At 65.9% G+C, this 13,988-nt stretch carries 12 protein-coding genes; 6 read left to right on the forward strand and 6 right to left on the reverse strand.

Translation table 11 applies throughout. The features are described from left to right. The 4 genes from V7Q39_RS06710 to V7Q39_RS06725 all read left to right on the forward strand — a co-directional run bounded on the left by V7Q39_RS06710 (nucleotide 1) and on the right by V7Q39_RS06725 (nucleotide 4,599). Entirely contained in the window at nucleotides 1–699 is a 699-nt protein-coding gene (locus V7Q39_RS06710) for a response regulator (RefSeq protein ID WP_333815786.1), read from the forward strand. Continuing rightward, nucleotides 689–1,768 carry an ATP-binding protein gene (locus tag V7Q39_RS06715; protein WP_333815787.1) on the forward strand — a complete coding sequence of 360 codons (1,080 nt, stop codon included), beginning with the start codon at nucleotides 689–691 and terminating at the stop codon, nucleotides 1,766–1,768. Before V7Q39_RS06710 ends, V7Q39_RS06715 begins: the two co-directional genes overlap by 11 nt. After that, a complete protein-coding gene (locus tag V7Q39_RS06720) occupies nucleotides 1,761–3,542 on the forward strand; it encodes an ABC transporter ATP-binding protein (protein ID WP_333815788.1) in 1,782 nt (593 codons plus the stop codon). Before V7Q39_RS06715 ends, V7Q39_RS06720 begins: the two co-directional genes overlap by 8 nt. Nucleotides 3,543–3,813: 271 nt before the next feature. Then, nucleotides 3,814–4,599 (forward strand): hypothetical protein, encoded by a 786-nt coding sequence (locus tag V7Q39_RS06725; RefSeq protein ID WP_333815789.1) that lies wholly within the window; start codon nucleotides 3,814–3,816, stop codon nucleotides 4,597–4,599. Between the two features lie 9 nt (nucleotides 4,600–4,608). Here V7Q39_RS06725 and V7Q39_RS06730 read toward each other — a convergent pair whose 3' ends face one another. Beyond that, on the reverse strand, nucleotides 4,609–6,657 hold the full coding sequence (locus V7Q39_RS06730) for an NADH:flavin oxidoreductase (RefSeq protein ID WP_333815790.1): 2,049 nt from the start codon (nucleotides 6,655–6,657) through the stop codon (nucleotides 4,609–4,611). Nucleotides 6,658–6,760: 103 nt separating this feature from the next. On the opposite strand from V7Q39_RS06730, the gene V7Q39_RS06735 reads away from it, so the two are divergent. Next, on the forward strand, nucleotides 6,761–7,696 hold the full coding sequence (locus tag V7Q39_RS06735; protein WP_333815791.1) for a LysR substrate-binding domain-containing protein: 936 nt from the start codon (nucleotides 6,761–6,763) through the stop codon (nucleotides 7,694–7,696). Nucleotides 7,697–7,708: 12 nt separating this feature from the next. On the opposite strand, the gene V7Q39_RS06740 is transcribed toward V7Q39_RS06735, so the two are convergent. Continuing rightward, entirely contained in the window at nucleotides 7,709–9,250 is a 1,542-nt protein-coding gene (locus V7Q39_RS06740) for a trimethylamine methyltransferase family protein (RefSeq protein WP_333815792.1), read from the reverse strand. 151 nt (nucleotides 9,251–9,401) lie between these two features. Between V7Q39_RS06740 and V7Q39_RS06745 the strand changes: the two genes are divergently transcribed. Then, entirely contained in the window at nucleotides 9,402–10,310 is a 909-nt protein-coding gene (locus V7Q39_RS06745) for a LysR substrate-binding domain-containing protein (protein ID WP_333815793.1), read from the forward strand. A 34-nt stretch (nucleotides 10,311–10,344) separates the two neighbouring features. Here V7Q39_RS06745 and V7Q39_RS06750 read toward each other — a convergent pair whose 3' ends face one another. The 4 genes from V7Q39_RS06750 to V7Q39_RS06765 all read right to left on the reverse strand — a co-directional run. Beyond that, nucleotides 10,345–11,382 (reverse strand): quaternary amine ABC transporter ATP-binding protein, encoded by a 1,038-nt coding sequence (locus V7Q39_RS06750; RefSeq protein WP_333815794.1) that lies wholly within the window; start codon nucleotides 11,380–11,382, stop codon nucleotides 10,345–10,347. Further along, a complete protein-coding gene (locus V7Q39_RS06755; RefSeq protein WP_333815795.1) occupies nucleotides 11,375–12,262 on the reverse strand; it encodes an ABC transporter permease in 888 nt (295 codons plus the stop codon). Before V7Q39_RS06755 ends, V7Q39_RS06750 begins: the two co-directional genes overlap by 8 nt. Before the next feature lie 83 nt (nucleotides 12,263–12,345). Further along, nucleotides 12,346–13,332, reverse strand: a complete 987-nt coding sequence (locus V7Q39_RS06760; protein WP_333815796.1) for a glycine betaine ABC transporter substrate-binding protein — start codon at nucleotides 13,330–13,332, stop codon at nucleotides 12,346–12,348. 306 nt (nucleotides 13,333–13,638) lie between these two features. Then, nucleotides 13,639–13,988, reverse strand: a 350-nt coding sequence (locus tag V7Q39_RS06765) for a cupin domain-containing protein (protein WP_333815797.1), incomplete at its 5' end; no start/stop codon positions are given.

Genomic DNA, 13,988 nt, shown 5'->3' on the forward strand with positions numbered 1-13,988 from the left:
ATGACCGATGCCCTGATCCTGATCGTCGAAGACGAGCCCGAGATCGCCGAGATTCTGGAGACCTATTTCGTCCGCGAAGGGTTCCGGGTGATCTGCGCGCGCGACGGGACGACCGGTCTTTCGCATCATCAGACGCTGCGCCCCGATCTGGTCGTGCTGGACATCAAGCTGCCCGGTCAGGACGGGTATGAGGTCCTGGCCGCGATCCGGCGGCGGGGGGAAACCCCCGTTATCATGGTCACCGCACTGGCCGAGGATCTGGACAAGCTGCAAGCCCTGCGCATCGGCGCCGACGATTATGTGGTCAAGCCCTTCAACCCGCTGGAAGTGGTTGCCCGCGCCCGCGCGGTGTTGCGCCGCACCATGCGGACGGGGCCGGATCACTTCCTCCGGCTGGGTCCGCTGGCCGTCGATCCGCAGGCCTACCGCGCCGTGATCGATGCAGGCCATGGCGTCGAACCGCTGGACCTGACGCCCACCGAATTTCGCATCCTGTCCCATATGGCCCGCTTTCCGGGCCGGGCCTTCACGCGCGGCGATCTGGTCGACGCCTGCCTGCCCGAGGGCTCGGCACTGGACCGCACCGTCGACAGCCATATCAGCAATCTGCGCCGCAAGCTGACGGCGGCAGGCGCGGACGGGATGCTGGAGGGCGTGCGCGGCATCGGCTACCGGCTGGACGCACCCCATGGCCGGTAGTCTGAACGCCCGTATCACCCGGACGATGATCGTCCTGACGCTGATCGCCGCAGCCATCGTCTATCTGGGGCTGATGGCCTATTTCTTCTTCATCTATGACTGGCTCTATCCCGACGCGACTTATGACGAGAATTGGCGCGCGGGTGATACGGCCATGGTCCTGTCGCTTTTGGGCTTCGGTCTGGCGACGGCATCGGGCATCGGCTGGCGGCTGGCGCGCCGCATCGTCGAACCGCTGAAATCGGTGGCGGGTGCCGCGCGCCACATCGCGTCGGGGGATTTTTCCGCCCGCGCCGCCCTGCCGTCCGCCAGCTTCCGCGAGGCGGATGATCTGGTCGCCGACTTCAACCAGATGGCCGAACGCCTGCAGCGCGCCGAGGCGGAGCTGGCCTATTCCAATTCCGCCATCGCGCATGAACTCCGCACGCCTCTGACCATCCTGCGCGGGCGTCTGCAAGGGCTGCGCGACGGAGTCTTCGAACCCGGCCCGCAGCTTTACACCCGGCTGATCGACCATGTGGACGACCTGTCCGCCATCGTCGAGGAGTTGCGCACGCTGGGTCTCAGCAATGCCGGGCAACTGGACCTGACCCTGTCCCGCGTCGATCTGGCGGTCGAGGCGGAATCCGCGCTGATCTCGGTCGAGGCTGGGCTGGCCGAGGCGGGCATCATCGTCACCCGCATGCTGAACCCTGCACCCGTCAGCGCCGATCAGGCCCGGCTGCGGCAGGCCTTCGTCGCGGTTCTGGAAAACTGCCGCCGCTATGCCCCGCAAAGCCGTGTCCATGTCGAAACCTGGCTGCAGGGGGATACGGTTTTCTTCCGCTGCTCGGACACCGGACCGGGTCTCTCCGAGGAAAACCGCAAACGCGCCTTCGACCGTTTCTGGCGCGCCGATGACTCTCGCGGGCGCAGCCTTGGCGGCTCGGGTCTTGGCCTGTCCATCATCCGCGCCATCGCCCGCGCCCATGGCGGAGAGGCGCATATCCTGCCGCAGGACGGCCCTGGCCTGGCCGTCGAGATCACGCTGCCCCGCCAACCCGTTCCGGACGGAAACCCAAATGACTGAGGACTACAACGACCACGACGACTATGACGACCTTGCCGCCCGGCATGTGTCGATGCGGCGCGTGCTGGTCCTGTTTTCGCCCTATCGCCACCAGATTGCAGCGGTCATCGGCCTGATGATCTTCGCCTCGGCCATCGGTCTGGCGGGTCCCTTCCTGCTGCGTGCGATCATCGATGTCGCACTGCCCCAGCATAATCTTGGCCTGCTTCTGTGGCTGGCCGGGGGGATGATCGCTGCCGCGCTGGTCTCTGCCGGCATCGGTGCCGCGCAGGTCGTGATGAGCGCGCGGATAGGCCAATCCATCCTGCATGACCTGCGCGTGCGGCTCTATGCGCATCTGCAAACCCTGTCCCTGCGCTTCTTCACCGGCACCCGCACGGGCGAGGTGCAGTCCCGCATCGCCGGGGATATTGCCGGGCTGCAATCGCTGGTGACAGAGACCGCGAACGAACTCGGCCGCTCGCTGAGTGCGGTGGTGATGACGGCCGTGGCCATCGTCATTCTGGACTGGCGGCTGGCACTTTTCGTTCTGCTGATTGTGCCGGGCACCGTGCTGATCAGCGCCCGCGTCGCCCGCCTGCGCGAGGAACTGACCTTCAAGCAACGCGCCCGTGCCGCCGATATGTCGGCGGCAGTGCAGGAAACGCTGTCGGCCTCGGGCATCATCCTTGCCCGGACCATGGGACGCGGGCCGCATCTGACGCAGCGTTTCACCCGCATCTCGCGCGATCTGTCGCGGCTGGAGGTCAGGTCGCACACGGCAGGCGAATGGCAATGGTCGCTGATCGGCTTCGCGCTGGCGACCTTGCCCGCGCTGACGCTGCTGGCGGGGGGCTTTTTGCTGAAAACCGACAACCCGGCCAGCATCGGCACGCTGGTGGCGATGATCGCCTTGCAGGAACAGCTGCTTTGGCCGTTCGAGCAACTGCTGGAAATCGGTCGCGACACTCGCAAGACCCGCGCCTTGTTCGCCCGCATCTTCGAATATCTGGACGAACCGGTCGAGATCACCCAGCGCCCCGACGCCGTCACCATCCCCCGCGCAGACATGCGGGGCGAGGTGCAGATCGACCATGCCAGCTTTGCCTATCCAGACGGCAGCAGGCCGGCGGTCCATGACGTCAGCCTGACCATCGCGCCCGGCAGCCATGTGGCGATCGTGGGTCCGACCGGATCGGGCAAGACGACCTTGGGCTATCTGCTGGCGCGGCTTTACGATGTGCAAGGCGGCGCGATCCGCTTTGACGGGGTGGACCTGCGCGATCTCAGCTTTGAATCGCTGTCGCAGATGCTGGGGGTGGTCTCGCAAGAGCCCTATCTGCTGCACGCCTCAGTCGCCGAGAACCTGCGCTTCGCACGGCCCGATGCGACGGACGCCGATCTGATCGCTGCGGCAAAGGTCGCGCAGATCCACGACCATATCGCCGCGCTGCCCGCGGGCTATGAGACGCTGGTCGGCGAAGGCGGCTATCGCTTCTCGGGCGGGGAAAAGCAGCGGCTGGCGCTGGCGCGCACCATCCTGCGCGACCCGCCGATCCTGCTCCTGGACGAGGCGACCAGCGCATTGGACACAAGGACCGAACGCGCGATGTCACTGGCGCTGGAGGCGATGTCGAGGGGACGCACCGTGATCACCATCGCGCACCGGCTTTCGACCGTCCGCCACGCCGACCTGATCGTGGTCCTGCAGCATGGTCGGGTGATCGAAAGCGGCACGCATGAGGGCTTGCTGGCCAAGGGCGGGCTTTATGCGGCCCTGCTGCGCGACAGCTGAAACGCCCAAGCCCTCGCTTCAATGAGGGCTGGCGCCGGTGTTCTGCCTCGCCGATGGAGCGGCTCGCCTGCTCTGCCTGTTCCTCCGACAGCCCCGCCGAAACATCGAAATGGCCATTCTCCCTTGATAAGGAAATGGCAATTTCCGCAATTCTGGCAGAGACTCATCCATATCAACCCTGATCCGGCGAATCTTCGTGCGGGTCTCTGTTGGCCAAGACACACCGGGTTTGCCGTCGGGCGCTCCCGAAGAAGCGCAGGGATATCCGACCATGCATGTGGCCACGCTGCTCCGCACCGACATGTTCCAGATCAGCATCGGTGGCAAATCCGCGTCGCCGGACGATCTTTTCCCCGGCTGGACGGAGCTGGACCGTTTCGGCCTGGTGATCGACGAGCCCTTGGGCGGGATCGGCGCGACGCATCTCTTGCAATCGGCGATGATGGCCTTTTACGACGCCAAGCCGGAACGGCGGGCCAGCCGGGCGGTCTATCCCGAAATCTACGCCTTTCACATCGGCAAGAGCCACGGCGCCCATGCCCCCTACGATTTCTGGCCCGCCCGGCGCGAGGTGATCCTGCGCAGCACCGACCCGCGCGAGGTTCTGGGCGCGATCAACGACCGCGGCATCACCCGGCTGGCCGTTCCGGATCGTCCCCCGCGTGAGGTCGTCCACCGGCCGAAAGAGATCGAGGCGGCGCTGGACCGCATCGCCTCGGCCTTCGTCTACGATGCGTCCGGGCGGCTGGCCGGAGGCGAGGTGGAGATCACCGGCACGGACAAGCGGACCGAATTCAACCCGACGCAGACCCTGCGCCCGGTTGCCGAACTGGTCAGCCAGCGCCGCGCGCCGGGTGCGGTGAACTCCGCCGGCATCCCGATCAAGGAAGCCGACGACGATTACGCGCGCTGGCTCGAAGCCTGCGACACCGAGATCACCGCGCAGGACCGCGAGCGGGCGCTTGGCCGCCGGTCCGGCCTGCGCTCGGCCGAAGGGCTGTGCAGCGAGACCTATCGCCGCGTCGAGGTGGCCGAGGCACTGAAGCGCCTTGGCTGACTGGGCGCGTCACACCGCGATCATCAGCCGGTAGGCATCCAGAATGGCGGCATGGATGTTGCGCCCGGCGACGGCGTCCCCAATGCGGAACAGCTGATATGCAGCGCCCGGATTCGGGACGAGGCCCTGCGGGCGACCCGCGATCATCGCCTTGAGGTCGACCTCGCCGCGATTGCGCGAGCCCTCCTTCAAGGCGAAGTAAAGCTCGTCCAGCGGCGCGGTGCCATATTCCACCACCACCTGATCGGCCTCCTTCACCCGCTCCACCCCGGCATATTCGTCGGTGAAGATCGCGGCGATCTTGTTGCCGCGCCGCTCCAGCCGCTCGATCCGCAGGTTCATCGTCACCTTTGCCCCGGCCCGGTTCAGGGCCCGCAGGTAGCCGGGATAGCTGGTCGACCCGATATCGGGCGCAAGCATCCGGTCGGGCGTCACCAGCTCCATCTCTTCGGCGCGCTCGGCGATGTATTCGGCAATGGTCATGGCGGAATGGCCGCCGTTGTTGTCGATGACGATGACCTGCTTCGCCGGAGTGGTCGTGCCCGACAGGACATCCCAGGAAGTCGTCGCAAGCTCCTGCCCCGCGGCGAGAAGGGACAGGTCTGGCATTCCGCCGGTCGCGATCACGACGCAATCGGGGGCTTCGGCAAGGACGTCGGCGGCTTCGGCCCAGGTGTTGAAGCGGAACTCCACCCCCAGCCGCTCGCATTCCGACAGCCGCCAGTCGACAATCCCCAGAATCTCGCGCCGCCGTTTCAGGGCAGCCGTCAGCAGGATCTGGCCACCCGCCTTGGCTGCCGCCTCGAAGACCACCACCCGGTGGCCGCGTTCGGCCGCGACGCGGGCCGCCTCAAGCCCCCCCGGCCCGGCCCCGACGACGACCACCGTCTTGCGGACAGCCGCTTCGGGAATGTCATGCGGCAGATCGCTCTCGCGTCCGGTCGCCGCGTTGTGAACGCAGACCGCCTGGCCGCCATAGATGGAATCGATGCAATAGCCCATGCCGACGCAGGGACGGATGCGCGCCTCCTGCCCCGCCATGATCTTGCGGGTGATATGGGGGTCGGCGATATGGGCCCGCGTCATGGCGACCATATCCAGCTTGCCGCTCTCGATGGCATAGCGCGCGGTCGGCACGTCCTGGATGCGCGCGGCATGGAAGGTGGGCATCTGCACATCGCTGCGGATTTCGCCGGCGAACTCCAGATGCGGGGCCGAGGGCGTGCCCATCGTCGGGATCACCCGCGACAGCGCCTCGTCGGTCGCGGCACGGCCCCGGATGACGCTGACGAAGTCGATCTGCCCGTCGGATTTAAGCGCCCGCGCGATGGCGACCCCGTCCTCCTTGACCAGCCCCTTCTGCCATTGCTCGTCGCAAACCATGCGGACGCCAAGGATCATCTCGGACCCGATCCGCGCCCGGATCGAAGCGATCACCTGGCGCAGGAAGCGCATCCGGTTTTCCAGCGAACCGCCGAACGCGTCCTCGCGCCTGTTGGTGCCGGGCGAGAAGAACTGCGCCACCAGATGCGTCGCGCATTCCAGCTCGATCCCGTCCAGCCCCGCCGCCTTCACCTTTTCGGCCGCATCGGCATAGGCGGTCAGCACGCGGGCGAAATCCCAATCCTCCATCGCCTTGGGAAAGGCGCGGTGGACCGGCTCGGGGATCGAGGACGGCGCGATGACCGGCAGCCATTCCGCGGTGTTCCACCCGGCGCGCGCGCCCATATGCGTCATCTGGATCATCACCGCCGCGCCATGGGAATGCACGTCATCGGCCAGCTCGGTCAGCCAGCGCACCGCCTCGTCCTTGTGCAGCTGGATGTTGCCAAAGGACTGCGGGCTGTCGAGGTCGATCACCGAGGACCCGCCGATCATCGTCAGCGCCATGCCGCCCTTGGCCTTCTCCGCGTGATAGAGCCGGTAGCGATCCTTGGGCAGCCCGTCATCGGTATAGGCCGGTTCATGCGCGGTCGACATCATGCGGTTGCGCAGGGCCAGGTGCTTCAGCCGATAGGGTTGCAGCAGGGGATCGGCGGACACGCGATCAAGTGACATGGGCTTGATTTCCTCATAAACTGCCGGGGCTGCTGACCCCAACCCGGCCCAGACGGTGGCCCTGCTCCAACCGTCCGTAAAGGCTAAAAAAATTCATGGACCCATGAACACACCACCACGCCGCAGCCTGCGCCAGACCCTGCCGTCGCTTCACGGACTGATGCTGTTCGAGGCCTCGGCGCGGCATCTGAACTTCTCGAAGGCGGCGGAAGAGCTGGCGATCACCCAGTCGGCGGTCAGCCATGCGGTGAAGCTTTTGGAAGAAGCCCTGGGCCATCCGCTCTTCCTGCGGGAAAACCGCGCGCTGGTGCTGACCAGCCAGGGGCAACGGCTGTTCGCCTCGGTGTCGCAGGGGCTGGGGTCGATCGCGGAAACCGTGGGCGACATCAGCGCGGCGGAACGCAAGGATACGCTGGTCGTCAGCTGCTCCACCATCATGGCGACCGAATGGCTGCTGCCGCGCCTGCCGGGCCTGCGGGACAGCCAGCCCGACCTGAAGGTCGAGGTGCGTTGCTTCGACCGCGACCCCGACCTGATGGCGCATGGCATCGACGTGCAGCTCCGGCTAGGCGACGGGGTCTGGCCGGACTACGACGCGATCCGGCTCTGGCAGGAAGAGATCTTCGTGGTGGCCAGCCCAACCTATCTGGCCGCGCATCCGCTGGCGGGCCCCTCCGATCTCCTGCAGCACCGGCTGATCCTGTATGTCGATCCGCTGCGCTTTCGCATCGGCTGGGCCGAGTGGCTGCGCGCTCTGGGGGGCGAGCTTCCGGGCCGGCTGAAGGTGACGATGCAGGTCAACGATTCCCTGGTGGCCATGCAAGCCGCCGAGGCTGGCGAGGGGCTGGCCCTTGGCTGGCGCATCACCTCCGACCGCGCCCTGGCCCGCGGCGTTCTGGTGCAGGCCCTGCCCGAAACGCTGCGGACCCACCGCTACTTCCACCTGCTGACGCCGAAATCCACGCGCCAGCGGCGGGCGGTGCGGCAGTTCTGCGACTGGCTGATTGCCGAGGCCGCCCTGTGCAGCCGCGGGCGATAAAGCCTCGCCCCGTCAGGCGATGGCGGGGGAAATCTGCGTCTTCCGCTGGGTGACGAAGGCCTCCAGTTCCTCGCGCCCCGCGGCTTCCATGGCGGGCTGGACGTATTCCTCCAGCAGGACCGCCGCCTTCTCGCGACAGCGCTGGTCCATCGGCTTCTCGCCCTTGACCTTCCACTGCTCGTAGCTGAGGTAATCCAGCATCTCCGGCGCGATGAAGGCCTCGCGAAAGTGCTGCAGGGTAAAGGCGTCGCCCAGATAATGTCCCCCCGGCCCGATCCGGGTGACGGCTTCCAGCGCCGCGTCGAAATGGTCGAAACTGATGCCTTGGGCATATTTGGCGATCAGCAGGTTCTGTTCGGCATCGGCCACGAACTTGCCCATGCAGCAGACCAGCCCCGCCTCGTCCCATCCGCCCGCATGCAGCATCAGGTTGGCCCCGGCCGAGGCGCCGGACATGTAGGCCGTGGCCGATTCATAGCCTGACTGCGCGTCGAACAGCTTGGACGAGGATTGCGAGGCCGTCGTCCGCCACGGCAGGCCGTAGCGCCGCGCCAGCTGCCCGATGATCGCGTTCATCAGGGTGACTTCGGGCATTCCCGACATCGGCGCCCCGCTCTTCATCGAGACCGAGACGGTATACTGCCCGTAGATCATCCGCGTGCCTGCACGCACGAGTTGCGCATAGGCCAGGCAGGACAGCGCCTCGGCGTTCAGCTGCGCCACCGTTGCCGCCACGTCGGCGGGCGTGTTCGCGGCGCCGAGGACGAAGGGCGACAACAAAACCACCTGCCCGGCCTCGGCAAAGACGCGCATTCCTTCCAGCATGGTCGAGTCCCAGACCAGCGGCGAGTTGCCCGAGATATGCGCAGCGATCACCGCATGCTCCGCCATGACCTCCGCCCCATGCACGATGCGCGCCATCGCGATGCAATCCTCGGCCCGCGCCTGCCCCGTCGCCAGACCGAAGAACGGCAGGTCGGTGTCCATCAGGCTGGACCGCATGATCTCCAGATGCCGCCAGGGAACGGCGACGTCGGTCGGCTCGCAGGTGAAGCCCCCGGCGATATGGAAGCCCGGCAGCATCTGTGTCAGCCGGTTGATGTTGCGCAGGTCCTCCATGGTCGAGGCGCGGCGCCTGCCGGACAGGTCGCGCACATTGGGCGCGCCCTGCATCGTGCCGAAGGTCATGGTGTCGGGGCCGATCTCCACCTGATGCGCCGGATCGCGGCCCCGCATCCGGAACCGCCCCGGCGCCTTGGCGATCAGCTCCATGACCATCGCCTCCTCCAGCCTGACCCGGCTGCCCTGGACATCCGCGCCCGCCTCGCGCCACTGCCGCAGCGCGGTCTCGTCGCGGAATTCGATCCCGATCTCGCGCAGGATGGTCATCGAGGCCTGGTGGATGCGGTCGAGCTGTTCCTCGGTCACCGCTGTCACCGGCTTGATCCCGTAGCGGATCACCGGCAGGCGCGGGATCCGCTCCGCGATCCGGGCCGCCGCCACGACATTGCGACCGCCGCGGCGACGGGCAAGATGAAGCGCCTCTTCGGTCATGGCAGGATCCTTTCAACCTGGGTCATGCCGACAACTGTCGCAATCCTGCACCTTCGGCTCAAGTTCACTAATTATTGGGGGATCCATAACAAAAACTTTCGGTTTCCCCGGCTTTATGGCACGATTCCTGCAGAAATCAGCAGGGCGGACCATGCATTTCAGACGCAAGATGTCCTCGCTGACGGCACTGGTGGCGCTGGAAGCCACCGTGCGCCACCGCTCCATTTCCGCCGCGGCGCGGGAGATCGGCGTGACCCAGGCCGCCGTCAGCCGCCATATCGCCGCGCTTGAGGAAGACTTCGGCCGCCCCCTCTTCATCCGGGCGCATCGCGCCGTCCAGCCGACGGCCGAATGCATGGTTCTGGGCCATGCCCTGTCGGAGAATTTCCACGGCATCAGCGACGCGATCGAGGCAATGCGGACCACGCCCAAGGACATGGTGACGATCGGCGCCTCGGTCGCCCTGTCGCAGCTCTGGCTGATCCCGCGGCTCCTGCGCTTCCGGCAGGACCATCCCGGGCTCGCGCTGCGGGTGGCCTCGCGCGACGACCGCATCGACCTGGCTACGGGCGAGGTCGACCTCGTGATCCGCTTCGGAAAGGGACCCTTCCCTGACGGCGAGATCATTGCCACCGCGCCCGAACTCGTCTTCCCGGTCTGCTCGCCGGAGTATGCTGCCCGCCATGACCTGAGCCGCTTTCCCAACTGCCGCTTCGACCTGATCGAGCAGGATGTGCCTGACCGCAGCTGGTATCGCTGGTCGGACTGGTTCGCCGAAACCGGAAGCACTCCGCCGAACGCCGTGCCCTCGCTGCGTTTCACCTATTTCACCGACACCCTCGCCGCCGCGCGTGCGGGACAGGGCATCGCGATGGGCTGGCACATGCTTCTGGGCGACGCGCTGCAGACCGGGGCGCTGGTCAAGGTCGGCTCCCGGCAGATCGTGCCGATGATGCGCAACCACCTGGTCGTGCCGCCGGGAAAAAGGGCGGGCTGGCCGGTGGAACTGGTCAAGCGCTGGCTGGCGGCCGAGCTTGTCCGCGACCCGGCGGCAGGCTGATCGCCGGGTCCTGATGCGCGGTCCGTCAGGCCGCCTAGGGATCGGTCGCAGAGGTCGACAGGGCCGCCGTGATCTGGCGCAGCGACACATGGCCGAGCGGCTGCCCTCCCGGTCCGACGATCACCGCGAATTCGCTGGCCGACGCGGCAAGCGTAGAGGCCGCAGCATCCAGCGTCGCCCCCGGCAGAATTGCCGGGCCAGTGCCACAAGCCGGCGGACCCGGCTGCATGACCGCATCGACCTTCAGGAAGCGCCCGCGGTTCACATCCTTGACGAAGCGGCGGATGTAGTCGTCGGCAGGAGACAGAAGAATGTCCTGGCTGTCGCCCTGCTGCACGATCTCGCCATCGCGCAGGATGACGATTCGGTCACCCAGACGCAGCGCCTCGTCCAAGTCGTGGGTGATGAAGACCACCGTCTTCTTCAGCTCGGCCTGCAGGTCCAAGAGCATGGTCTGCATGTCGGTGCGGATCAGCGGGTCCAGCGCGGAATAGGCCTCGTCCATCAGAAGGATCGCGGCGTCGTTCGACAGCGCCCGCGCCAGGCCGACGCGCTGCTGCATCCCGCCCGAAAGCTGGTTCGGGTAGCGCATCTCGAAGCCGGACAGGCCCACCCGCTCCAGCCAGCGCATCCCGGTCTCGCGCGCCTTGCCATGCGAGATCCCGCGCACGTCCAGTCCGAAGGTGACGTTGTCGATCACCGTCCGGTGCGGCAGCAGCGCGAACTTCTGGAACACCATGGCCGTCTGGCTGCGGCGGAACTCGCGCAGCTCGTCCTCGGACATCTTCAGCACGTCGCGACCGTCGATCAGGACCTGCCCCGCCGTCGGCTCGATCAGGCGGTTGATGTGGCGGATCAGCGTAGACTTGCCCGAGCCGGAAAGCCCCATCACCACCTGGATCCTGCCCGCCGGCATCGCGATATTGATGTTGTTCAGCCCCAGGATATGGCTATGCGCACGGCCCAGCTCGGCCTTGGTCATGCCGCCCCGGACCGCCTCGACATATTTGCCGGGCGTCGGCCCGAAGATCTTGTAAAGATCGCGGATTTCGATGGACCTTGCCTCACTCATGCCCGACGCTCCGGTGTTTCTGCAACCGGCGTCCATAGGCCTGGCTGATGCGGTCGAAGACGATGGCGATCCCCACGATGGCAAAACCGTTGAAGATGCCCTGGGTGAAATACTGGTTGGCGATGGCCTGCAACACGTTCAGACCCAGCCCCTGCACCCCGATCATCGAAGCGATCACCACCATGCCCAGCGCCATCATGATGGTCTGGTTGATACCTGCCATGATCGTCGGCATCGCCAGCGGCAGCTGCACCTTCCACAGTTTCTGATTGCGCGAGCAGCCATAGGCGTCGGCGGCCTCCAGCACCTCCTTGTCGACCAGCCGGATGCCGAGATCGGTCAACCGGATGATGGGCGGCAGCGCATAGATCACCACGGCGATGAAGCCGGGCACCCGGCCGATCCCCAGCAGCATCACCACCGGGATCAGGTAGACGAAGGGCGGCATGGTCTGCATCACGTCCAGCACCGTCGACATGACCCGCCCCGCCGTCTGGTAGCGGTTCATCAGGATGCCCAGGGGCAGGCCGATGAGGATGGCGAAGATCGTCGAGGTCAGCACCAGCGACACCGTCAGCATCGCATCCCCCCACAGGCCCAGAAGCCCGATGGCGACCATGGTGCCGACAACGCCCGCGACGACCTTCCAGCTGCGCGCGGCCGCCCAGGCAACCGCCGCCAGCACCAGGATCACGATCGGCCAGGGCGTGGCCGAGATCATCTTCTCGAAGAAGATCAGGACCTGCTGCAGGGGGTAGAAAAAATTCTCGATGGCCTTGCCATACGAACGTGTCAGCCCGCGCAGCGATCCGTCAATGGCGCGCTTGACGGTCAAAAGCACAGCCGGATCGATCTGCGGGAACTTGGTTAGCCAATCCATCGCGGTCGCTCTCCGTGATCGGGTCGAAAGGTGGAAAAGGCCTCGAAGCAGGTTCGAAGCCTTTCCAATCGATTCTGCCGGATCTACTCGGCGGCGGCCTTGACTTTTTCAGCCACGTCGGCGGGAACCCACTTGGTCCAGACCTCGGGCATGTTCTGGACGAACCAGCGCGCGGCATCCGCGCCGTTGGCCTGGTTCTCGGTCATCCAAAGCATCACCTGGCTGACTTCGGCCTGGGTCCAGCTGCGCTTGCCGAAGTATTCCAGAACCGCCGGATCTGCGGATTTGGCGAAGTCGGCGCTTGCAAGCGTGATCATTTCCGCCGGTTTCCAGTAGTTCACCTTCGGATCGGGGCAATCCTGCACGCTGGTGCAGCGCGCCCATTCGGCATCGTCATGCGGCCCTTCCAGCCGCAGCATCGGGTATTTCACCAACAGCGAAGTCGGCGCCCAATAGGCCGCGATGAAGCCCTGCTTCTGTTCATAGGCCTTGGTGATCGCCCCTTCCAGCGCCGCGCCCGAGCCGCTCGGCACCAACTCGAAGCCCTTGGAATCGCCATCCAGCGCCTTGTACAGCTGCGCCGTCACCACAGTATCGCCCCAGCCCTCCGGCCCTTGCAGGACCCCGCCTTTCGACGGGTCCTCGGGGGCCGGGAACAGCTCGGGATGCGCCATCGCATCCTCGACCGTCTTGATCTCGGGATGCGCGTCGGCGACGTATTGCGGGATATACCAGCCCGAGACCTGGCCGTCGCTGATCGCCGTGCCGATCTGCGAGATACGCCCCTCGGCGGCGCCGCTCTTGTAGACGTCGCCCAGAAGGCTCGGCGTGGATTCGGACGAGATGTCGGGCTGGCCCTTCTCGATCATCGCGGTGATCGTCGGCACGGTATCGCCCGCGACGATGGTGGCGTTGCAGCCATAGCCGTTGTTGAGGATGAACTGGTCGACGTTCGACATCGCCTCGGCCGACTGCCAGCTGAACACCGCCAGCGACATGTCTCCACAGTCGGCATATGCCCCTGTGCCGAACAGTGCCGTCGCCGCCGCCGATAGAAGTACTTTCTTCATGCGTCCACTCCTGTTGTTCTGACGTCTTACGCGCAACCCGGGGCGGCTTTTTATATGCCCCGAGCGTCTCCCCGCTTGTTTGACAACCTTGCAATCGCTCAGGAGAGATGTACCCCTCCCGCAATGATCCCCTGATCATGCTAGGCGACGGTGGGGTTTGAGCCGCCTACCGTAAAGGTCAAATAAATTCATGGTTCCATGAGCTATCCCTGCGGACCTCAAGGAAGACCTTGTCGATCCGGTCAGGGCAGACAGTATCGGTGGAAGCGCGCCGCGGGAGAGGATGCGTGATCCTCCCCCGACCCCTTACTTCAGCTTGATGCAGAAATGCTTGCGCACCGGCTCTTCGATCTTCCAGGTGCCGGTGAAGCCCGGCTCCACCACGAAGGCGTCGCCCGGCCGCAACGTCACCGGTGCGGCGCCGTCGGGCGTGATGGTGATCCGGCCCTCGATCAGATGGACGAATTCGTAGAACTTGTAGGCCGCATGCCAGGTGCCCAGGGTCGCCTCCCAGGTGCCGCTGATCACGCTGCCGTCGATCGAGGTGTGCTGCACCCAGGTCTTCATCGAGGGCGCGCCCTCGATCTTGGTCCAGCCTTCAAGGTCGGTCAGCATCGGCTCGGGGCCGGGGGCGGGAAAGCGGAAAACCATGTCGC

The organism is Tabrizicola sp. (assembly GCF_036781545.1).
Classification (GTDB): Bacteria; Pseudomonadota; Alphaproteobacteria; order Rhodobacterales; family Rhodobacteraceae; genus Tabrizicola.

Excerpts from the sequence above, each read along its gene's own strand:
- V7Q39_RS06715 (WP_333815787.1), top strand. The coding sequence starts at position 689 with ATGGCCGGTAGTCTGAACGCCCGTATCACCCGGACGATGATCGTCCTG.
- V7Q39_RS06750 (WP_333815794.1), bottom strand. The coding sequence starts at position 11,382 with ATGAGTGAGGCAAGGTCCATCGAAATCCGCGATCTTTACAAGATCTTC.
- V7Q39_RS06755 (WP_333815795.1), bottom strand. The coding sequence starts at position 12,262 with ATGGATTGGCTAACCAAGTTCCCGCAGATCGATCCGGCTGTGCTTTTG.
- V7Q39_RS06710 (WP_333815786.1), top strand. The coding sequence starts at position 1 with ATGACCGATGCCCTGATCCTGATCGTCGAAGACGAGCCCGAGATCGCC.
- V7Q39_RS06760 (WP_333815796.1), bottom strand. The coding sequence starts at position 13,332 with ATGAAGAAAGTACTTCTATCGGCGGCGGCGACGGCACTGTTCGGCACA.
- V7Q39_RS06745 (WP_333815793.1), top strand. The coding sequence starts at position 9,402 with ATGCATTTCAGACGCAAGATGTCCTCGCTGACGGCACTGGTGGCGCTG.
- V7Q39_RS06735 (WP_333815791.1), top strand. The coding sequence starts at position 6,761 with ATGAACACACCACCACGCCGCAGCCTGCGCCAGACCCTGCCGTCGCTT.
- V7Q39_RS06740 (WP_333815792.1), bottom strand. The coding sequence starts at position 9,250 with ATGACCGAAGAGGCGCTTCATCTTGCCCGTCGCCGCGGCGGTCGCAAT.
- V7Q39_RS06730 (WP_333815790.1), bottom strand. The coding sequence starts at position 6,657 with ATGTCACTTGATCGCGTGTCCGCCGATCCCCTGCTGCAACCCTATCGG.
- V7Q39_RS06720 (WP_333815788.1), top strand. The coding sequence starts at position 1,761 with ATGACTGAGGACTACAACGACCACGACGACTATGACGACCTTGCCGCC.
- V7Q39_RS06725 (WP_333815789.1), top strand. The coding sequence starts at position 3,814 with ATGCATGTGGCCACGCTGCTCCGCACCGACATGTTCCAGATCAGCATC.